The sequence below is a fragment of the Microbacterium horticulturae genome (assembly GCF_029094505.1).
GTDB lineage: Bacteria > Actinomycetota > Actinomycetes > Actinomycetales > Microbacteriaceae > Microbacterium > Microbacterium horticulturae.
Genome location: NZ_CP119108.1, coordinates 1,650,840 through 1,670,532, shown reverse-complemented (window position 1 = coordinate 1,670,532; position 19,693 = coordinate 1,650,840). Strand labels below are relative to the sequence as shown.

The 19,693-nt window shown below is 68.9% G+C and carries 18 protein-coding genes; 8 read left to right on the top strand and 10 right to left on the bottom strand.

Annotated features, from left to right (window positions below; genetic code table 11):
* Nucleotides 1-43: 43 nt before the first annotated feature.
* Complete coding sequence (zapE, locus tag PU630_RS07960) at nucleotides 44-1,057, bottom strand: cell division protein ZapE (protein WP_275279832.1); 1,014 nt, start codon at nucleotides 1,055-1,057, stop codon at nucleotides 44-46.
* A gap of 153 nt (nucleotides 1,058-1,210) precedes the next feature.
* Here zapE and PU630_RS07955 point away from each other — a divergent pair, with 153 nt between their 5' ends.
* Together PU630_RS07955 and PU630_RS07950 are read left to right on the top strand one after the other, a co-directional pair.
* On the top strand, nucleotides 1,211-2,116 hold the full coding sequence (locus PU630_RS07955; RefSeq protein ID WP_275279830.1) for a sulfurtransferase: 906 nt from the start codon (nucleotides 1,211-1,213) through the stop codon (nucleotides 2,114-2,116).
* 23 nt (nucleotides 2,117-2,139) lie between these two features.
* A complete protein-coding gene (locus PU630_RS07950) occupies nucleotides 2,140-2,580 on the top strand; it encodes a SufE family protein (RefSeq protein ID WP_275279829.1) in 441 nt (146 codons plus the stop codon).
* Between the two features lie 19 nt (nucleotides 2,581-2,599).
* On the opposite strand, the gene PU630_RS07945 is transcribed toward PU630_RS07950, so the two are convergent.
* Nucleotides 2,600-3,811, bottom strand: a complete 1,212-nt coding sequence (locus tag PU630_RS07945) for an alpha/beta hydrolase family protein (protein ID WP_275279828.1) — start codon at nucleotides 3,809-3,811, stop codon at nucleotides 2,600-2,602.
* Between the two features lie 25 nt (nucleotides 3,812-3,836).
* On the opposite strand from PU630_RS07945, the gene PU630_RS07940 reads away from it, so the two are divergent.
* The 4 genes from PU630_RS07940 (at nucleotide 3,837) to PU630_RS07925 (ending at nucleotide 9,051) form a co-directional block, all read left to right on the top strand.
* The gene (locus PU630_RS07940; RefSeq protein ID WP_275279827.1) at nucleotides 3,837-4,421 is read left to right on the top strand and encodes a DUF3000 domain-containing protein; all 585 of its coding nucleotides are present in this window, start codon (nucleotides 3,837-3,839) and stop codon (nucleotides 4,419-4,421) included.
* Nucleotides 4,414-5,610, top strand: a complete 1,197-nt coding sequence (locus tag PU630_RS07935) for an HRDC domain-containing protein (protein ID WP_275279826.1) — start codon at nucleotides 4,414-4,416, stop codon at nucleotides 5,608-5,610. Before PU630_RS07940 ends, PU630_RS07935 begins: the two co-directional genes overlap by 8 nt.
* A gap of 73 nt (nucleotides 5,611-5,683) precedes the next feature.
* A complete protein-coding gene (locus tag PU630_RS07930; protein ID WP_275279825.1) occupies nucleotides 5,684-6,886 on the top strand; it encodes a thiolase family protein in 1,203 nt (400 codons plus the stop codon).
* Nucleotides 6,887-6,891: 5 nt separating this feature from the next.
* On the top strand, nucleotides 6,892-9,051 hold the full coding sequence (locus tag PU630_RS07925; RefSeq protein ID WP_275279824.1) for a 3-hydroxyacyl-CoA dehydrogenase NAD-binding domain-containing protein: 2,160 nt from the start codon (nucleotides 6,892-6,894) through the stop codon (nucleotides 9,049-9,051).
* Nucleotides 9,052-9,153: 102 nt separating this feature from the next.
* On the opposite strand, the gene PU630_RS07920 is transcribed toward PU630_RS07925, so the two are convergent.
* The 6 genes from PU630_RS07920 to dut form a co-directional block, all read right to left on the bottom strand.
* Complete coding sequence (locus PU630_RS07920; RefSeq protein ID WP_275279823.1) at nucleotides 9,154-9,618, bottom strand: hypothetical protein; 465 nt, start codon at nucleotides 9,616-9,618, stop codon at nucleotides 9,154-9,156.
* A gap of 82 nt (nucleotides 9,619-9,700) precedes the next feature.
* Nucleotides 9,701-11,653: a 1-deoxy-D-xylulose-5-phosphate synthase gene (gene dxs, locus PU630_RS07915; protein WP_275279821.1), complete on the bottom strand. Its 1,953-nt coding sequence runs from the start codon at nucleotides 11,651-11,653 to the stop codon at nucleotides 9,701-9,703.
* Nucleotides 11,654-11,724: 71 nt separating this feature from the next.
* A complete protein-coding gene (gene acnA / locus PU630_RS07910) occupies nucleotides 11,725-14,535 on the bottom strand; it encodes an aconitate hydratase AcnA (protein ID WP_275279820.1) in 2,811 nt (936 codons plus the stop codon).
* 137 nt (nucleotides 14,536-14,672) lie between these two features.
* Complete coding sequence (locus tag PU630_RS07905) at nucleotides 14,673-15,437, bottom strand: DUF3159 domain-containing protein (protein WP_275279819.1); 765 nt, start codon at nucleotides 15,435-15,437, stop codon at nucleotides 14,673-14,675.
* On the bottom strand, nucleotides 15,434-16,030 hold the full coding sequence (locus PU630_RS07900) for a DUF3710 domain-containing protein (protein WP_275279818.1): 597 nt from the start codon (nucleotides 16,028-16,030) through the stop codon (nucleotides 15,434-15,436). Before PU630_RS07900 ends, PU630_RS07905 begins: the two co-directional genes overlap by 4 nt.
* Nucleotides 16,027-16,482, bottom strand: a complete 456-nt coding sequence (gene dut / locus PU630_RS07895) for a dUTP diphosphatase (protein ID WP_275279817.1) — start codon at nucleotides 16,480-16,482, stop codon at nucleotides 16,027-16,029. Before dut ends, PU630_RS07900 begins: the two co-directional genes overlap by 4 nt.
* An 18-nt stretch (nucleotides 16,483-16,500) precedes the next feature.
* Between dut and PU630_RS07890 the strand changes: the two genes are divergently transcribed.
* Entirely contained in the window at nucleotides 16,501-16,989 is a 489-nt protein-coding gene (locus PU630_RS07890) for a DUF3093 domain-containing protein (RefSeq protein WP_275279816.1), read from the top strand.
* A gap of 4 nt (nucleotides 16,990-16,993) precedes the next feature.
* Here PU630_RS07890 and PU630_RS07885 read toward each other — a convergent pair whose 3' ends face one another.
* The gene (locus PU630_RS07885; protein WP_275279815.1) at nucleotides 16,994-17,287 is read right to left on the bottom strand and encodes a DUF4193 domain-containing protein; all 294 of its coding nucleotides are present in this window, start codon (nucleotides 17,285-17,287) and stop codon (nucleotides 16,994-16,996) included.
* Nucleotides 17,288-17,499: 212 nt separating this feature from the next.
* On the opposite strand from PU630_RS07885, the gene sepH reads away from it, so the two are divergent.
* Entirely contained in the window at nucleotides 17,500-18,543 is a 1,044-nt protein-coding gene (gene sepH / locus PU630_RS07880) for a septation protein SepH (RefSeq protein ID WP_275279814.1), read from the top strand.
* Nucleotides 18,544-18,546: 3 nt separating this feature from the next.
* On the opposite strand, the gene PU630_RS07875 is transcribed toward sepH, so the two are convergent.
* Complete coding sequence (locus tag PU630_RS07875; RefSeq protein WP_275279813.1) at nucleotides 18,547-19,674, bottom strand: alkaline phosphatase family protein; 1,128 nt, start codon at nucleotides 19,672-19,674, stop codon at nucleotides 18,547-18,549.
* Nucleotides 19,675-19,693: the final 19 nt, after the last annotated feature.

Genomic DNA, 19,693 nt, shown 5'->3' with positions numbered 1-19,693 from the left:
GTTACGGGATCGTGCGTCGTGTGAACAACACGTTTCGGCCGGCTCAGGAGGTCGTCAGAGCGATCAGCCGTGACACCGCGCGCAGGTACTTCTTGCGGTAGCCGCCGGCGAGCATCTCTCCACTGAACACATCGCTGAGAGCATGGCCGGTCGCCCGGATCGGGATCTGCGCGTCGTACGCCCGGTCCACGAACGCCACGAAGCGCAACGCTGCCGACTGATCGTCCAGTTGCACGACGTCGCGGAGCCCGATGACGTCCACGCCGTCGATGAGCCGGATGTACCGCGACGGGTGCACGCGCGCCAGATGCGCGACCAGACCCGTGAAGTCGTCGTCCGACGCCGTGCCGGCGGTTGCGGCATCCACCATCATCCGCTCGTACTCGGCTTCGCCCAGCGCCGGGGCGGTGCCGTCGACCGCGCGTTGCCGGTAGTCGGTGCCATCGATGCGCACGGTCTGGAAGCTGTCGGACATCGCCTGGATCTCGCGCAGGAAGTCCTGCGCGGCGAACCGCCCCTCCCCGAGCGCGTTGGGCGGGGTGTTGGATGTCGCCGCCAGCTTCGTTCCGGAGGTGACGAGCTCGCCGAGCAGCCGGGTCATGACCATCGTGTCACCGGGATCGTCGAGCTCGAACTCGTCGATGCACAGCAGTTGCGATCCGCGGAACAGCTCGACCGTCTTCTGATAGCCCAGCGCGCCCACCAGTGCCGTGTACTCGATGAACGATCCGAAGTACTTGCGTCGGGCCGGCATGGCGTGGAACACGGCAGCGAGCAGGTGCGTCTTGCCGACGCCGAAGCCCCCGTCGAGGTAGACCCCCGGCTTGACCGGCGGTGCCTTCTTCGCGCGGCGGAAGAGACCGCCCTTGACCACCGGCGCGCCCGGTGTGCTGAACGCCTGCAGCAGCTCCTTGGCACCCTGCTGCGACGGATACGCGGCATCGGGACGATAGGTGTCGAACGTGGCGCTCTCGAACTGGGGCGGCGGCACGAGCGCGGCGACCATCTCGGCCCCCGTCATCTCAGGGACGCGATCGGCCAAGTGCACGATGGTCATGGGTGTCTCCCGGCCGTCGATCGTGTCGGATTGCGACCGAACATGACGGAGTGTGAACGAAAGGATGCGGCGCCGGTATGGACGGCTAATGTCGAAAACGACGGCTTCAAGACTACGCCGTCGCACCCGACCGCCTTCATCTGAGGAGCCACCATGGCCGTCGAATTCGACACGTCATCCGAGAAGTTCACCGAGTACGCCGACCCGTCGCGACTTGTCACGCCGGACTGGCTGCAGGAGCACCTGGGCGAACCTGGGCTGGTCGTGGTGGAATCCGACGAAGACGTGCTCCTCTACGAGACCGGCCACATTCCCGGCGCGGTCAAGGTCGACTGGCACACCGAGCTGAACGACGAGGTCGTCCGCGATTACCTCGACGGCGAGGGCTTTGCGAAGCTGCTCAGCCGCAAGGGCATCAGCCGCGACGACACGATCGTCGTCTACGGCGACAAGAACAACTGGTGGGCCGCCTATGCCCTCTGGGTGTTCTCGCTGTTCGGCCACGAGGACGTGCGTCTGCTCGACGGTGGCCGTGATCTGTGGATCGCGCAGGGTCGCGAAATCACCACCGAGGTGCGCCAGCGTGCCCAGACCGAGTACCCGGTCGTCGAACGCGACGACAGCGTGCTGCGCGCATTCCGCGAGGACGTCCTCGTGCACCTGGGCAAGCCGCTGATCGACGTGCGCTCCCCCGAGGAGTACTCAGGCGAGCGCACCCACATGCCCGAGTACCCGCAGGAGAGCTCGCTGCGCGGTGGCCACATCCCGACCGCCAAGAGCGTGCCGTGGAAGCGCGCCGTGGCCGATGACGGCACGTTCAAGTCGCGTGCGGAGCTCGACGCCATCTATCGCGACGAGATCGGACTGTCCGAGGGCGACGAGGTCATCGCATACTGCCGCATCGGTGAGCGCTCGAGCCACACCTGGTTCGTCCTGCAGCACCTGCTGGGCTTCCAGGACGTGCGCAACTACGACGGCTCGTGGACGGAGTGGGGCTCGTCGGTCCGGGTGCCGATCGTCGCCGGCTCCGAGCCGGGTGACGTCCCGGCCACGCGCTGAGCGAGCGTGGGAGAATGGCGGGGATGACCGTACTTCACACGCCGGACACTCTCGCCGAGATCCGCGACGAATTCCTCGAGCTCGACGAACACGAGCGACTGCAGCTGCTGCTGGAGTTCTCCCGTGAGCTGCCGCCGGTGCCCGACGACTTCGCCGCGAACCCCGACCAGTACGAGCGAGTCGCCGAGTGCCAGTCGCCGGTGTTCATCGCCGCAGAGGTGGCCGACGACAAGACCGTGGTCCTGCACGCCACCGCGCCCGAAGAAGCCCCCACGACACGGGGCTTCGCGAGCATCCTCGTGCAGGGCATCAACGGTCTGACGGCCGACGAGGTGCTGGCGATCCCGAGCGACTACCCGCAGAGCCTCGGCATCACCCGCGCCGTCTCGCCGCTGCGCATCGCCGGAATGACCGGCATGCTGGTGCGCGCGCAGCGCCAGGTGCGCGCGCTCACCGCCGTCTGAGTCCGGCCTCGACGCCGAATCAGTGCTGACCCGCCGCGACCAGGTCGTGGCGGGTCAGCCATTCCCGGATGGCGCTCGACCAGCGCTCGGGGTCGTAGTTCCACAGCTTCGTGTGCCGGGCGACCTGGAACACGTGCAGCTCGACCAGGTCGGGGCGCGCATCGGCCAGCGCATGCGATGCGTCGGAGGGGACGAACCCGTCATCGTCGCTGTGCAGGATCAGGATGGGATGCCGCAGCTCCCCCGCCCGCGCGACGATGTCGAGTGAGTCCAGCGAGATGCCTCCGGCGTGCGTCATCGGCCGTCCCCACCCTGTCTGCAGCGCGCCCAGCGCCAGCTCGGTGACCGGGTATGGGAGATGCAGCTGGCCCGCCTGGAAGCCGAGCACCACCCGCCAGTCGACGACCGGCGATTCGAGGATCAGACCGCAGATAGCGTCGGCGTGGGCGGAGTTCAGGGCGGTCTGGAGAACGACCGCTCCCCCCATCGACCAGCCCATCAGGAGCACGCGCTCGGCGCCGCGGCGGCGCGCGAACGCGATGGCCGCCTCCACATCGCGCCATTCCGTCGTGCCCAGTGCATAGGTGCCGCCGCCGGTGCGCGGGGCGTCGCCGTCGTTGCGGTAGGAGACGACGAGCACCGACAGACCGAGGGCATGCAGCAGTGGGACCGCACGAAGGCATTCCGCCCGGGTCGTACCGCGTCCGTGCACCTGGATGACCCAGGTCGTGGCATCCACCGCCTCGAAGAGCCAAGCCGGGCAGGGCCCCACCGCCGAGCCGATGAGCTCACTGGTGAAGGGCAGGTGCAGCTGCTCGGGCTTGTCGTAGTACCACCCGCTGAAGGCGCCCACCGCAGACAGCGTGCTGTCGGGACCGATCTCGGTCAGCAGCTTGCGCTTGACGGTCGACGCATCGGCGCTGAGCACGGTGCCGAGCTTCACGTACGGCTCGGAGCCGCTGGTGAACAGGCCGTACCGCCCGGGCAGCTCGGTGTCGGGCGTGCGCTGCAGCGTGATGGTCTGTGCGGCCAGGTCGACGCCGACGATCTTCGTGTCGGGGATGCGCCGGGACGGCGGGGTGACGATGCGGCGCACGACCTGCAGCGATACGAGCGCCCACACGGCGGACACGGCGGCCAGCGCACCCGCCAATGCGGCGACGGCGGCCCGCAGGCCGATCCGGGTGCTCGGTGTTGCCGCACGCGGTACGGCGCGCCTGGAGTGCTTCATCGAAGGTTCACTCTAGTCTGTCCGCGTGGCTGACCCCGGACCCTCCAGGCCTTTCGAGCGGGCTGCCGCCGAGGTGCGCGCACTGGCTTTCCGAAGCGATCTCGTCGTTCGCGAGATCGCCGCACCCGGTGGGCTGGCGCCGCATGCGCTCGCACTGTCGGCCGACGTGCGTCCCGAGGACGGTGAAGAAGGCGAATCGCGCTACGGCACCGGACGCTTCGTGCTCTTGCATGATCCCGACGCGCCCGAGGCGTGGGGCGGTCCATGGCGTATCGTGAGTTTTGCACAGGCTCCCCTGGAGCCCGAGATCGGCAGCGATCCGCTGCTGGCCGACGTCGCCTGGTCATGGCTGCTCGATGCGCTCGCGTCACACGACGCGGCGTACCACGCCGAGGCCGGGACGGCGACGAAGACGCTGTCCCGCGGATTCGGCTCGCTGGCCGCCGAAGGCGATGGATCGCAGATCGAGTTGCGGGCGTCGTGGTCGCCGGAGGGATCTCCGAGCGGTCACGTGCAGGCATGGGCCGAACTCGTGTGCATGCTCGCCGGGCTTCCGCCGGGGTCGGAGGGCATCGAAGTCTTCACGGCGCGGAGGATGACGCGTGACTGATTACGAGGTGCTCTCTGATGCGAAGGCGCTGCGAGAGGCCTCCGACGCCCTCGCGGCCGGCACCGGTCCGGTCGGCGTGGATGTCGAACGGGCGTCCGGCTATCGCTACTCGCAGCGCGCCTACCTCGTGCAGGTCTTCCGCCGAGATGCCGGCGTGTTCCTCTTCGATCCGCCGGCCATCGGCGACCTGCATCCTCTGCAGGCGGCGATCGGCGGCGAAGAGTGGGTGCTGCACGCCGCCAGCCAGGACCTGCCCTCGCTCCGAGAGCTCGAGCTCGTCCCCCCGGTGATCTTCGACACCGAGCTGGCCGCCCGTCTGCTCGGCCACGCGCACGTCGGACTCGGCGCCGTCGTGGAAGACACCCTCGGCATCACCCTTGCCAAGGAGCACTCGGCCGCCGACTGGTCGACCCGGCCGCTGCCCCAGCCCTGGCTCGAATATGCGGCGCTCGACGTCGAATACCTCATCGACGCGCGCGACGCCCTCGAGAAGGAGCTCGCAGACGCGGGCAAGACCGACATCGCTCAGCAGGAGTTCGCCGCCGAACTCGCCCGCCCGCCCAAGCCGACGCGCGAGGACCCGTGGCGACGCCTCAGCGGCTTGCACACCGTCCGCGGGCGCCGCGCCTTCGCCATCGCGCGTGAGCTGTGGACCGCGCGTGAGGACTTCGCGCGTGAAAAGGACGTCTCCCCCGGCCGCCTCGTGCCCGACCGCTCTCTCGTCGCCGCCCTCCGCGCCGATCCGCGCTCGAAGGGCGAGCTGGCCGCGCTCAAGGACTTCACCGGTCGCGCCAGTCGCACCGAGCTGGACCGCTGGTGGCAGGCGATCGAACGCGGCCGCGCGGCATCCGATCTCCCCCTGGAACGCGTTCCCGGCGACGGTCTGCCGCCCGTGCGCGCCTGGAAGGACCGCAACCCCGAGGCGGCACGTCGCATCGCGCACGCGCGCCCCGCGGTGGCCGCCCGCGCGGAAGAGCTCAACATGCCGACGGAGAACCTGCTCACGCCCGAATTGCTGCGGCGCATCAGCTGGCAGCCGCCCACGCCGGCCACCGCACAGACGATCGGTGAGACCCTCGCCGAGCTGGGTGCGCGCCCCTGGCAGCTTGCAGAGACGACACAGATCATCGCTGATGCCTTTGTGGCCTCCCTGCAAGACGAGCAGGAGCCCTCGCAAGCCGCTTCGTAGATTGCGCACACCGGGTTCGGCGGCATCCGAACCGCTCCGTAGGCTGGGCGCATACCCAACCTTTGGAGGCAGAGTGGCCGAGCTTTCGGACGTCTTCTTCGTCGATGGAATGCGCACCCCCTTCGGGCGCGCCGGCGAAAAGGGCATGTACTGGAACACCCGCGCCGATGACCTCGCCGTGAAGGCGACCATCGGACTCATGGAGCGCAACGGGCAGCTGCCCGCCGACCGCGTCGACGACATCGCCATCGCCGCGACCAGCCAGACCGGCGACCAGGGCCTCACCCTCGGCCGCAGCGTCGGCATCCTCGCCGGGCTCCCGCAGTCGGTGCCGGGCTTCGCGATCGACCGGATGTGCGCCGGTGCGATGACCAGTGTCGCCATGATGTCGGCATCCATCGCATCCGGCATGTACGACGTCGCCCTCGCCGGCGGCGTCGAGCACATGGGACACCACCCGATCGGGGCGAACGCCGACCCCAACCCGCGGTTCGTCGCCGAGCGCATGGTCGATCCGAACGCCCTGAACATGGGCGTGACGGCTGAGCGCATCCACGACCGCTTCCCCCACCTGACCAAGGAGCGCGCCGACCGCTACGGCATGCTCAGCCAGCATAAGGCGCAGGCGGCATACGACGCGGGCAAGTTCCAGAACGATCTGGTGCCCGTCGCGATCAAGGGCGCAGACGGCGCGTGGGGCCTGGCCACGGCCGACGAGGGTCGCCGTCCCGAGACCACGATGGAGGGTCTGGCGACGCTCAAGACGCCGTTCCGTCCGCACGGACGCGTCACGGCCGGAACGTCGTCGCCCCTCACCGACGGCGCGACGATGTCGCTGCTGGCGGGCGGCGACGCCGTCAAGGAGTTCGGCCTGGCGCCGAAGATGAAGCTGGTCTCGTTCGCCTTCGCGGGCGTGCAGCCCGAGATCATGGGCATCGGCCCGATCCCGTCGACCGAGAAGGCGCTGCGCAAGGCAGGTCTGAAGATCGATGACATCGGCCTGTTCGAGCTCAACGAGGCCTTCGCCATCCAGGTCATCTCGCTGCTCGACCACTTCGGCATCGCCGACGATGACCCGCGCGTGAACCAGTGGGGCGGCGCGATCGCTCTGGGCCACCCGCTGGCCGCCACCGGCGTGCGCCTCATGATCCAGCTCGCCGCGCAGTTCGCCGAACGCCCCGACGTCCGCTACGGCCTGACCGCGATGTGCGTGGGCCTCGGTCAGGGCGGCTCGGTCATCTGGGAGAACCCGAACTACAACGGAAAGAAGAAGTGACGCCGATGGCCACCCCCATCACGGATCAGTACGCCTCCGTCGACTTCTCGCCGCTTGACGCGTTCAGCGCCGACGAGGTCGTCACGCATTCCCCGGTGCGTGACGTGCGCCTGCCTTCGGGCAAGACCCTCGCGCTCATCACGCTCGACAACGGGCTGGACCACCGCCGCCCGAACACCCTGGGACCGGCGACCCTCAAGGAGCTGTACACCACGCTCACAGGTCTGAAGGAACGCGCCGCCGCCGGAGAGATCGATGCCGTCGGCATCACGGGCAAGCAGTACATCCTCGCCGCGGGCGCCGACTTGTCGGGCATCTCGAAGCTCGACTCGAAGGCGACGGCGAAGCTCATCGCGCAGCGCGGGCACCAGGTGCTCGGCATGCTCGGCGAGCTCGGCGTGCCGTCGTTCGCGTTCGTGAACGGCCTGGCTCTGGGCGGCGGCGTCGAGATCGCGCTGAACTCGACGTACCGGACAGTGGATGCCTCGGCCGCTGCCATCGCGCTGCCCGAGGTGTTCCTCGGCATCATCCCCGGCTGGGGCGGCTCCACGCTGCTGCCGAACCTCATCGGCATCGAGAACGCGCTCGAGGTCGTCATCTCGAACCCGCTGAAGCAGAACCGCACGCTGCGGCCTCAGAAGGCCTTCGAGTACGGCATGTTCGACGCCATCTTCCCGGCGGCGAACTACCTCGAGGACTCACTGCTGTGGGCCGACGGCGTGCTGGGCGGCAGCGTCAGGGTCGAGCGCAAGAACCAGCCCGGAAAGATCGAGCGGACGGTCAAGTGGCCGGTCGCGATCAAGATGGCGCGGGGCATGCTCGAGTCGAAGATCGGCACCGTACCGCGGTCGCCGTATGCGGCCCTCGCCCTGCTCGAAGCCGCTCGCAGCGGTTCGATCGCCGAGGGCTTCGCCCGTGAGGACGAGACACTGTCGGAGCTCGTGACCGGCGACCAGTTCGCGGCATCCATGTACGGATTCGATCTTGTGCAGAAGCGTGCGAAGCGTCCTGTCGGCGCCCCCGACAAGGGCCTCGCGCGCAAGGTCACGAAGGTGGGTGTCATCGGCGCCGGGCTCATGGCGAGCCAGTTCGCGCTGCTTTTCGTGCGCAAGCTGCAGGTTCCCGTGCTCATCACCGACCTCGACCAGGCGCGCGTCGACAAGGGACTCGCGTACATCCACGACGAGATCGGCAAGCTCGAGGCGAAGGGCCGGCTCGACGGCGACACCGCCAACAGGCTGCGCGGGCTCGTGCATGGCACCACCGACAAGAGCGAGTACGCGGATTGCGACTTCGTCATCGAGGCCGTCTTCGAAGAGGTCGGGGTCAAACAGCAGGTCTTCGGCGAGATCGAGCAGATCATCTCCGAGGACGCGATCCTGGCGACGAACACCTCGTCGCTGTCGGTCGAGGAGATCGGCTCGAAGCTGGCCCATCCCGAGCGGCTCGTCGGCTTCCACTTCTTCAACCCGGTCGCGGTCATGCCGCTGATCGAGATCGTGAGGACGCCGCACACGACCGATGCCGCGCTGTCGACCGCGTTCGTGGTGGCACGCGGCCTCGGCAAGAACGCGGTGCTGACCGCCGACGCGCCCGGCTTCGTGGTCAACCGGCTGCTGGCGAAGGTCATGGGAGAGGCAGCGCGCGCGGTTTACGAGGGCACTCCCGTCGACAAGGTCGAGAAGGCGTTCGCGCCGCTCGGGCTTCCGATGGGCCCGTTCCAACTCATCGACCTCGTCGGCTGGAAGGTCGCGGCGCACGTCCAAGACACAATGGCGCACGCCTTCCCCGACCGGTTCTACGCGAACGAGAACTTCCATGCGCTTGCGGAGCTGCCCGAGATCGTCGAGAAGGACAAGGGCGGCCGCGTCACCGGCTGGACGAAGCAGGCCGAGAAGCTGCTCAAGCCCGCGGTCGGCAAGACGCCTGTGGACGACGCGACGATCCTGCGCCGTGTGCAGGACGGCCTGGCACAGGAGATCCGTCTCATGCTCGATGAGAAGGTCGTGCCCGAGGTCGAAGACATCGACCTGTGCCTGATCTTCGGTGCCGGCTGGCCGCTCATCGACGGAGGGGCCTCGGTCTACCTCGACCAGCAGGGCGCGTCCGAGCGCGCCACCGGCTCGACGTTCCACACCCCGGTGATCCGGGGCGTGGCGGACTGAGCACCGCCCTCGGCCGAGCCGAGGGGATCTGCCGAGGCGAGGGCGTTTTTCACGGAAGGCGCCCTCGCCTCGGCCTTTCTCCTCGGCCGGGGCGAGGGCGCCTCAGAGTTCGTCCTCTTCGATGCGCGGCGCGTCCGCCCGGCCGAGTGCGTCGCCGCGCGCCAGGAACAGCGCGACGAATGCGAACACGATCATGATGATGCCGATGGGGTTCGCGAACCCGATCGCCATCCCCCGCGCCGGCTCTGAGGTGCCCGAGACGATCGTCTGCAGGCCCGCGGGGGTGATGTCGGGGATCAGCAGCCCCAGCACGACGGCGCAGCCCCACGACGCAGCGAGCGTGCCGTAGGTGGCTCCGCGATGCCGGAAGCCGCCGCGCGCCGTTCGTGCGAAGGCGTCGGCGATGAAGATGTGCAGCACGACGACCACGATGCCGAGCGTCAGCGCGTACACGATCGCGAGAGTGCCGGACAAGCCGAACAGGGCCCGACCGAACGCGATCCATGCGGCGAGCACGAGCCCTACGAGACCGATCACCACGCCCCACACGGGCGAACGAGACTGCATGCCTCCACGCTAGCCGAGCTCCGTCGGCAATGGCCCCGCGCTGCACCGCGCGCGCCGCACGACGCCCACGAGCTGAGGTCGTCTACGCGCCGTCGCGCGCGGCCCGCGCCCACTCCGGAAGCTCGGCGTCGTCCACCGTCGGACGCGCCGTCGGGACCCGGGTGCCCAGCACCTGCGCGACGACGTCCTGGGCGATCTTCGGCGCGGTGAGACCGGCGTCGCGAAGGATCTCGTCGCGCGACGCGTGCGGGATGAACTCGTCCGGCAGACCCAGCTCGTCCACCGCGGTGTCGACGCCGGCTTCGCGCAGGACCTGGCGCACGCGCGTGCCCACGCCGCCGACACGGATGCCGTCCTCGATCGTGATGACCAGACGGTGGGATGCTGCGAGAGTGACGATCGACGGTGGCACCGGCACCGGCCAGCGCGGATCCACGACCGTTGCTCCGATCCCCTGTGCGCGCAGTCGCGACGCGACGTCGACGGCCACATGCGCCATCGGTCCGATACCGACCAGGAGGACGTCATCGGAATCGCCGCGGGCCAGCACGTCAACTCCGTCGTCGAGCCGCTCGATCGCGGACAGGTCGGCCGCAGCCGTGCCCTTCGGGTACCGGATCACCGTGGGCGCGTCATCCACCGCAACGGCCTCCCGCAGCTCCTCGCGCAGCCGCCGCGCGTCTCGGGGCGCCGCGATGCGGATGTGCGGCACGACCTGCAGGGTCGCAAGATCCCAGATTCCGTGGTGGCTCGGTCCGTCGGGGCCGGTGACGCCGGCACGATCGAGCACGAAGGTCACGCCGGCACGGTGCAGGCCGACATCCATCAGCACCTGATCGAACGCCCGCCCGATGAAGGTCGCGTAGAGCGCCACCACCGGATGCAGGCCGCCGTAGGCGAGGCCGGCGGCCGATGCGACCGCGTGCTGCTCGGCGATTCCCACGTCGTGCACGCGGTCGGGGAAGCGCTGCGCGAACGGCAGCAGCCCCGTGGGCCGCAGCATCGCCGCGGTCACGGCCATCACATCGGGCCGGTCGTCGCCGATCGCGGCGAGCTCGGCCGCGAAGGCGTCGGTCCACGACATCCCAGACGACTCCCCCAGCGATGCTCCCGTGCGCGGGTCGATCCGTCCCACGGCGTGGAACTGATCGGCCTCGTCGTGCCGCGCCGGTTCGTAGCCGCGGCCCTTCTCGGTGATCGCGTGGACGATGACCGGTGCGCCATAGCGTTTGGCCAGCTGCAGGGTCTCGATAAGGGTGGGCAGGTCATGCCCGTCCACGGGGCCCAGGTACTTGATGTCCAGGTTCGAGTACAGCGCCTCGTTGCCGGTGAAGCGCGACAGGAATCCCCGGGTGCCGCCGCGCAGGCCGCGGTGGAGCGCACGACCAGGGCGTCCGAACCGGCGGAACAGGTCTTCGGACCTCTCGTCGAGGCTGCGGTATGTCTGTCCAGTCCGGATGCGGTTCAGGTACCGCGCCATGCCGCCGATCGTCGGGGCATAGGAGCGGCCGTTGTCATTGACGACGATCACGAGATTGCGCTCGTTGTCGTCGGAGATGTTGTTGAGAGCTTCCCAGGTCATCCCCCCGGTCAACGCTCCGTCTCCCACCACGGCCACGACATGGCGGTCGCGACGCCCCGTGCGCGCGAAGGCACGGGAGATCCCGTCGGCCCAGCTCAGCGAGCTCGACGCGTGAGAGGACTCCACCACGTCGTGCACGCTCTCGGTGCGTTGCGGATACCCCGCCAGCCCGCCACGCTGGCGCAGGTGGGAGAAGTCCTGTCGGCCCGTCAACAGCTTGTGCACGTACGACTGGTGCCCGGTGTCGAAAACGATCGGGTCGTTCGGTGAATCGAACACACGGTGCAGGGCGATCGTCAGCTCGACCATGCCCAGGTTCGGTCCGAGATGACCGCCGGTGCGCGCCACGTTCTCGATGAGGAATGCGCGGATCTCACTCGCCAGTGCGCGCAGCTGCCCGTCATCAAGGGCATCCAGATCGCGGGGTCCAGAGATCGTCGGCAGGATCGCCATCGCACTCCCTCCCACGCCGAACGGCGGATGCGCGGTCCAGTCTAGACCGCGCATCCGCCGTTCTGAGCCGATCAGACGAGCGAACGCAGCACGTACTGCAGGATGCCCCCGTTGCGGTAGTAGTCCGCCTCACCGGGCGTGTCGATGCGCACCACAGCGTCGAACTCGACGGGCGCCTTGCCGGCCTCCGAGTCGTCTGTGGGGGTCGCCACGACGTGCACCGTCTTGGGCGTGGAGCCCTCGTTGAGCGCCTCGATGCCCGTGAACGAGAAGGACTCGGTGCCGTCCAGGCCCAGCGACTCGGCAGTCTCACCGGCGGGGAACTGCAGCGGGATCACGCCCATGCCGATGAGGTTCGAGCGGTGGATGCGCTCGAAGCTCTCCGCGATGACCGCCTGCACGCCCAGGAGCGTGGTGCCCTTGGCGGCCCAGTCACGCGACGAGCCCGAGCCGTACTCCTTGCCCGCCAGGACGACGAGCGGGATGCCGGCGGCTTGATAGTTCTGCGACGCGTCGTAGATGAACGACTGCGGGCCGCCGGCCTGGGTGAAGTCGCGGGTGTACCCGCCCTCCACGCCGTCCAGCAGCTGGTTGCGCAGACGGATGTTCGCGAACGTGCCGCGGATCATCACCTCGTGGTTGCCGCGGCGCGAGCCGTAGGAGTTGAAGTCCTTGCGCTCGATGCCATGCTCGGCGAGGTAACGGCCCGCCGGGCTGTCAGCCTTGATGGCACCGGCCGGCGAGATGTGGTCGGTGGTCACCGAGTCGCCGAGCTTGGCGAGCACACGGGCGCCGGTGATGTCGGCGACCGGCTCCGGATCCTTCGGCATGCCGTCGAAGTACGGGGCCTTGCGCACATAGGTGGATGCGTCGTCCCACTCGAAGACCGCGCCCGTGGGCGTCGGAAGCGAGCGCCACCGGTCGTCGCCCTCGAAGACGGACGAGTATTCGCGGTCGAACATGTCGGTCGAGATCGACGAGCCGATCGTCGCCTCGACTTCTGCCGCGTCCGGCCAGATGTCCTTGAGGAACACCTCGCTGCCGTCGGTGCCGACGCCCAGCGCATCGCTGTCGAAGTCGAAGTTCATCGACCCGGCCAGCGCGTATGCGATGACCAGCGGGGGCGACGCGAGGTAGTTCATCTTCACGTCGGGGTTGATCCGGCCCTCGAAGTTCCGGTTTCCGGAGAGCACCGCGGTGACGGCCAGGTCGTTCTCATTGATGGCCGCCGAGACCTCTTCGATGAGCGGTCCGGAGTTGCCGATGCAGGTCGTGCAGCCATAGCCGACCGTGTAGAAGCCGAGCTTCTCGAGGTCTTCGTTCAGGCCGGCCTTCTCGTAGTACTCCGTGACGACCTTCGAGCCGGGGGCGAGCGTGGTCTTGACCCACGGCTTGACCTTCAGGCCCTTGTTCGCGGCGTTGCGTGCCAGGAGACCCGCAGCGAGCATGACCGACGGGTTCGAGGTGTTCGTGCAGGACGTGATGGCGGCGATCGTGACGGCGCCGTGGTCGAGCACGAACTCCTCACCGCCGGCGAGAGCGACCTCGGTGGGCTTGGACGCGGCCTGGGGCGCGTGCGAGCGGTGCGTGTGACGGTGGGTGCTGCCCTCGTCCTCCGGCGTGTTCTCCGGCGGGTCGGACGCAGGGAACGACTCCGCGACCTCGAGATCGACGAGATCGTGCTCGACGTCCGCGTAGTTAAGGAGGTCCTCCTCGAACTTCTGCTTCGACTCGCTGAGCAGGATGCGGTCCTGCGGGCGCTTCGGGCCGGCGATCGACGGCACGACCGTCGACAGGTCGAGCTCGAGGTACTCGCTGAAGGACGGCTCGCTGGCGGTGTCGTGCCAGAGGTGCTGCTCCTTCGAATACGCCTCGACGAGTGCGACCTGCTCCTCGCTGCGGCCGGTCAGGCGCAGGTAGTCGAGCGTGACGTCGTCGATCGGGAAGATTGCAGCGGTGGAGCCGAACTCGGGGCTCATATTGCCGATCGTCGCGCGGTTGGCCAGCGGCACCGACGCGACGCCCTCGCCGTAGAACTCGACGAACTTGCCGACGACGCCGTGGCTCCGCAGCATCTCGGTGATGGTCAGCACCACGTCGGTGGCAGTCACGCCCGCGGGGATCTCGCCGTTCAGCTTGAAGCCGACGACGCGCGGGATGAGCATCGAGACCGGCTGACCGAGCATGGCGGCCTCGGCTTCGATTCCGCCGACGCCCCAGCCCAGCACGCCCAGGCCGTTGACCATGGTGGTGTGCGAGTCGGTGCCCACCAGCGTGTCGGGATACGCGCGCACCACGCCGTCGACCTCACGGGTGAAGGTCACACGGGCCAGGTACTCGATGTTGACCTGGTGCACGATGCCGGTCCCCGGGGGAACGACCTTGAAGTCGTCGAAGGCGGTCTGGCCCCAGCGGAGGAACTGGTAGCGCTCACCGTTGCGCTGGTACTCGATCTCGACGTTGCGCTCGAACGAGTCGGGCGTGCCGAAGAGCTCAGCGATGACGGAGTGGTCGATGACCATCTCCGCCGGCGAGAGCGGGTTGATCTTCGTCGGGTCGCCCCCGAGGTCGGCCATGGCCTCACGCATGGTCGCGAGATCGACGATGCACGGGACGCCGGTGAAGTCCTGCATGACCACGCGCGCCGGCGTGAACTGGATCTCGGTGTCGGGCTCGGCGGCCGGGTTCCACGAACCCAGGGCCTTGATCTGCTCCTTGGTGACGTTCGCGCCGTCTTCGGTGCGCAGGAGGTTCTCCAGCAGCACCTTGAGGCTGAACGGGAGCTTCTCGAAGCCTTCGACGGCATCGATGCGGAAGATCTCGTAGTCGGTGCTGCCGACCGTCAGGGTGCTCTTCGCACCGAAGCTGTCAACCGTGGACACGTCTCGTCTCCTTCGTCGGCGGCGGAAGCGCGGACGATCGTCCGCATTCCCATCTTTCCCGCCTGCGCGAGGCATGACCAGTCAGGGTCGCCTAACCTGCGGCGGGACGAATTTATCTTGATATCAAGATAAATATATCACTCGCCGTCGAGCGACGAAGACTCCGACACGGGCTCCGCGCTCTTCGGATACAGACCGCGGACGGCCAGCCAGGTCACCGCGACCATGGGGGCGAACAACGGCAGCCCCATGATCAGCTTGAAGGTGCCCAGCGCCGTCACCTGATCGGCCAGGAACAGCGGCAGCTCGACCGCGAGTCGCGCCGCGAACAGTGCCGCCCACGCGATCGTGAGCCAGAAGAACGCACGCCTCTTGCGCTTGTCGGCCCGCCAGGCGGTGCCGTCGTTCATCAGCCAGCCGACGGCCAGGCCGATCAGCGGCCACCCGATCAACGCCGAGACGAGCAGCACACTGCCGTACGCCCCATTGGTGATCAGGCCCAGCACGAAGTTGGCCGCGGCGCGGCCCGTCCACAGGGCCAGTGCCGCTGCGGCGGCGGTGGCCACCAGACCGCCGATGGCGGCGGAAGCGGGCGAGCGGGCGATCAGCCGTACGAGGGTGAACACGACGGCCAGACCGACCGACAAGCCGACGGCGAGCCACAGGTTGCCCTGGTGCGAATGAGGGTCGACCGTGACGGTCCAGGTGATGACGAAGACGAGCGTCGGAAGAACGGATTCGAGGATGCCGCGCCAGCCGCCCATCGCATGCCACACGATGTGTCCGGTGCTGCCGGACTGTGCGGGATCGAGCCCGGCGCGCCGCGCAGCGCCGCCCAGTGCCGCCCCGAGGATGTCGGATGCCGCGGGCTCCCCCGCATCGTTCCGCTTTTCGTCGGTCACGCCGCTCCCGGAGCGGTGGGCATCTTCAACGTGATGAGGTCACGCGGCGGCATGGGCGAGCCGCCCCGCACCACGACGATCGAGCGGAAGAGGTCTTCCACTTTCGCGGCAGCGTCCACATCGCCGGTGGCAGCGCCCCCGATGACGCCTCGCAAGAACCACCGCGGCCCGTCGACGCCGATGAAGCGGGCGAGCCGCCGTGCAGGCTGGCCGTCGGGACCGGCCACCGGCACCTCCGCGAGAAGCTCGGCGCCCAGCGGCCCCTCGCGCTCCTCGACACGACCGCCCTGCTGCTTGACCTGGTCGCGGATCTGCGCGCGGGTCTCGTCCCACAGTCCTGTCGAGCGCGGCGCAGCGAATGGCTGCACCTGGAGTGTCGACCCGGCGTAGTCGAGGCCGACGGCGACGATGCGCTGCGTCTGCTCCTCGACCTCGAGGCGCAGGTTCAGCCCCTCGCGGGGCAGGATCTTGATCCCGCCGAGGTCGATGTACGGACGGACCGGGTTCGCCTCGGAGTCGTCGAACGGCCCCGACTCGGCCCGGTCCTCGGGCGCCGACTTCTGCGGCGTCGCGGCTTCGTTCTCTTCACTCATGAAGGATTCCTCGTCTCGTTCGTGTACCCGGTGGACCCGAACCCGCCCTCGCCGCGTGCGCTGGATTCCAGCGCATCGACCGGCACGAACCGGGCGCGGGCGACCGGCATGATGATCAGCTGCGCGATGCGGTCGCCGACGGCGATGTCGTACGGCTCGCGAGCGTCGGTGTTCAGCAGCGTGACCTTCAGCTCGCCGCGGTATCCGGCATCCACCGTTCCCGGCGAATTGACGATCGTGACCCCGTGCTTGGTCGCCAGACCGCTGCGGGGAACGACGAAGGCCGCGTAGCCGTCGGGCACGGCCACGCGCACGCCCGTGCCCACCAGCGCGCGCTCTCCCGGCTCAAGACGCAGGGCCTCGGCCGACACCAGGTCGGCGCCGGCGTCACCGGGGTGCGCGTAGGCCGGAAGCTCGGGGGCGATAATGGGGACGTCCACGGTTTCGGTCACTCCACGAGGGTAATGCAGATGACATCGGCGAATGCCACGGATGCCACGGGCATCGTCTATCGAGAGCGCTTGACGCCGTCCCTCTGGGCATTCGTGAGCGCCGCCGTGGTCGCACCGATGGCGGCGATGGTGTTCGTGCCGTTCGACAAGACGATCGCCCTGGCCGCCGGGATCGTCGTCGCCGTGCTGGTGATCGTCCTTCTGATCGCCGCCGCGCCACGCGTCGAGGTCCGCGGTGGCGAGCTGATCGCCGGGCGCGCGCACATCCCGGTGCAGCTGCTCGACGACGTCGAGCCGTACACCGGCGAGAAGGCGCGCAACTTGCGCGGACCGGGCCTGCAGCGCGACGCCTGGCATCTCATCCGCGGCGGTATCGACGGGGTCGTCCAGGCGCGCGTGACGGACCCGGCCGATCCGACATCCGTCTGGGTCGTGTCGTCGCGCACGCCGGACCGGCTCACGGCCGCCGTCCGGCGCGCACAGCGCGCCGCGACGACGGGCCTCTAGCGCCTCAGCCCGCGCAGTCGATGCAGATGGGGCCGGCCGCGTCTTCATGGTCGAGCTGGGAGCGGTGCTTCACCAGGAAGCAGCTCACGCACGTGAACTCGTCTTCCTGCGGCGGGAGCACGACCACATCGAGCTCGAGGTCGGAGAGGTCGGCACCCGGCAGTTCGAAGCCGGACGGGTTGTCGGAGTCCTCGGACTCCCCCGACCCGGCCCCCTTGTCAGGCACACGCTCCTTGAGGGCTTCGATCGACTCGCTGTCGTCCTCGTTCTTGCGCGGGGCGTCGTAATCGGTGGCCATTTTTCCTGAAGTCTCTACTTTCCGTGGAAGTCTGGGGCCCCGAAGGGGCGGGCATAGTTTGCACGACCGCGCGGCATTTCGCAAATGCATCTCGCAGTGCGCGGTGGCGTGTCGCGATCCTGCGATGAAACCGGCGGCACGCCCGCGATATTCCCGGCCGCTCCGCGCGTGCGTGCGACCATGACTGTACAGCGAAGGAAAGGCGTGTTCGCATGGAACAGCTCAGGGTCATCGGCTCCGAAGACGACACTCTCGTCTTGGCGACCGAATCCGGCGCCCGCTTCACTCTTCCGGTCGACGATGTGCTGCGCAGCGAGTTGAAGCGTTCACACCGTCAGACCGATGCCGAGCCGCGCGGGCCGCGACTGAACCCGCGCGACGTGCAGTCACGCATCCGCGCCGGGATGACGGCGACGGAGGTCGCCGAAGCACTGGGCGTCACCGTGGAGGACGTTGCGCGCTACGAGGGCCCCGTGCTGGCCGAGCGCGAGCACATCGTCGACCAGGCGCTGGCGGTCCCGGTGCTCGTGGCGGGCGACATCGACGAGGCCTCGCAGACGTTCGGCGGCGCCGTTCGAGCCAAGCTCGGCGAGGCCCACGCCACCGGTGAGCGCTGGAGCAGTTGGAAAGACGACCGCTCCTGGATCGTCAAGCTCGAGTTCACGTCCGCCGAAGTGGACCACGACGCGCGGTGGAGCTTCGAACCGCGGCGTGGCACGCTCTCACCACTGAATGCCGACGCGACGCAACTGTCGCGACAGGGCTCGCTGCCCGAAGGGCTGATCCCCCGCCTCCGTGCCCTCGACACACCCACGCCCAAGGACGACTCGCGGTTCGACCTCGAGCAGTTCGGTCCGCGACGCATGCGTGCAGAGGCCGAAGAGGCCGCGGCACAGGCTGCCCCCGCGCAGGACGCCGCACCGGCGGCCGTGCAATACGCCGCGATCAAGCGCGCGCCCGAGCAGTCCCAGCCCTCCAGCGAGACCGCGGACCTGCTTGAGGCGCTGCGCCGACGCCGCGGTCAGCGCGCTCCCGCACCGGAGGCGCCGGAGGACTCCCCGGCCGTCGAGCCGCCACATCCCATGGCGCTCTTCGACGCGCTCGAGCCCGGTTACAAGAGGGCCGACGAGCCGTCGCCGGCGGACGACGACGACCAGCGCCCGTCGTCCCCGGCAGGGGAGGCACGTCGCAAGGGCCGCCCGGCGATGCCGTCCTGGGACGAGATAGTGTTCGGTGCCCGCACCGACGACAACTGACAGTCAGGCGAACGCGCCCAGGCGGATCAGCGGAACGGTCGTCTCCTCAGGGCTGAGCGAGCCGTGCTGGCCCACCATCTTCTGCGCGGCCTTGTCGACGAGCCGGTCGTCGTAGTACACGATGCCCGCGCGCGCTGCCACCAGAACGTCTCCGATGCGGCCACGGACCGCGGCATCCACCCGTCCGAACAGGCCCGCACCGATCGCCTCGTCACGCGACATGACCCAGGACCGCCCACCCTCGGCCTCCGCCCATCGTGCTCGCACGCCGTCCGCCTCGCCGTCGAGAGCGTACAGATGCAGCATGCGCGGCTCGCCACCGATCAGGTGCACGCCGTCAAGGAGTGTGTCGCCCTCGGTCAGCAGCACCTGCCGGTGACGCGGCACATCGACCATGCCGTGGTCGGCGGTCACCACCGCTCCCACGTCGGCCGGCAGCGCTTCGGCCAGGCTGCGGACGGCGCCGTCGACCTCTTCGAGCGCGGCGGACCACTGCTCGGATTCCACACCGTGCTTGTGCCCGACCCGGTCGAGATCGGGCGTGTACACGTAGATGAGAGCGCCGGGATGCCGCGCGGCGAGCTCCGCCGCCAACAGCGCGCGCTCACCTGTCGTCTGGGCCGTGAGCATCTGCGCGCCGCGGGTGGTCGCCCGGGTGAACCCCGACGACGCGAAAGCGGGCATCGTGACGACGAAGCACGGCCTTCCCCGCGCTGCTTCGCGCGCGAAGAGAGGCTCTGCGCGCTGCCAGGTCGCGGGATCGATGGTGTGCTCGTCCCAGCCCTTGAGCTGGTTGGCGATGACATCCGTCCCCGGAACCCGCGCACGGTAGCCGACCACACCGTGCTCGCCCGCATCCGCTCCGGTGAGCAGGCTCGTCAGCGCGGTGGCCGTCGTCGACGGGAACACGGTGCGGGCGACGTCCTTCTTGGAACGGTTCGCGGCCAGAAAACGCGCATGTCCTCGGCGCGCGCTGAGGTTGTGCGCTCCGAGCCCGTCGACCGTGAAGACGATGGCGCTGCGGGCGGGCGCGAACCACGCGGAGGTGCCCGAGAGCGCCGCGACGAGCTGCGGCACAACGCCGGTGATGCTCCGGGCGACGGGCGTCGCCGCCGGTAGGCTGAATGTCATCGGGGTCAGTCTGGCACAC

What these genes read in the sequence shown, in the direction of transcription:
- PU630_RS07885 (WP_275279815.1), bottom strand. Translation starts at nt 17,287, where the DNA reads ATGGCCACCGATTACGACGCCCCGCGCAAGAACGAGGACGACAGCGAG.
- PU630_RS07950 (WP_275279829.1), top strand. Translation starts at nt 2,140, where the DNA reads ATGACCGTACTTCACACGCCGGACACTCTCGCCGAGATCCGCGACGAA.
- PU630_RS07875 (WP_275279813.1), bottom strand. Translation starts at nt 19,674, where the DNA reads ATGACATTCAGCCTACCGGCGGCGACGCCCGTCGCCCGGAGCATCACC.
- PU630_RS07900 (WP_275279818.1), bottom strand. Translation starts at nt 16,030, where the DNA reads ATGAGTGAAGAGAACGAAGCCGCGACGCCGCAGAAGTCGGCGCCCGAG.
- dxs (WP_275279821.1), bottom strand. Translation starts at nt 11,653, where the DNA reads ATGGCGATCCTGCCGACGATCTCTGGACCCCGCGATCTGGATGCCCTT.
- zapE (WP_275279832.1), bottom strand. Translation starts at nt 1,057, where the DNA reads ATGACCATCGTGCACTTGGCCGATCGCGTCCCTGAGATGACGGGGGCC.
- PU630_RS07945 (WP_275279828.1), bottom strand. Translation starts at nt 3,811, where the DNA reads ATGAAGCACTCCAGGCGCGCCGTACCGCGTGCGGCAACACCGAGCACC.
- PU630_RS07925 (WP_275279824.1), top strand. Translation starts at nt 6,892, where the DNA reads ATGGCCACCCCCATCACGGATCAGTACGCCTCCGTCGACTTCTCGCCG.
- PU630_RS07955 (WP_275279830.1), top strand. Translation starts at nt 1,211, where the DNA reads ATGGCCGTCGAATTCGACACGTCATCCGAGAAGTTCACCGAGTACGCC.
- PU630_RS07920 (WP_275279823.1), bottom strand. Translation starts at nt 9,618, where the DNA reads ATGCAGTCTCGTTCGCCCGTGTGGGGCGTGGTGATCGGTCTCGTAGGG.
- sepH (WP_275279814.1), top strand. Translation starts at nt 17,500, where the DNA reads ATGGAACAGCTCAGGGTCATCGGCTCCGAAGACGACACTCTCGTCTTG.
- PU630_RS07890 (WP_275279816.1), top strand. Translation starts at nt 16,501, where the DNA reads ATGACATCGGCGAATGCCACGGATGCCACGGGCATCGTCTATCGAGAG.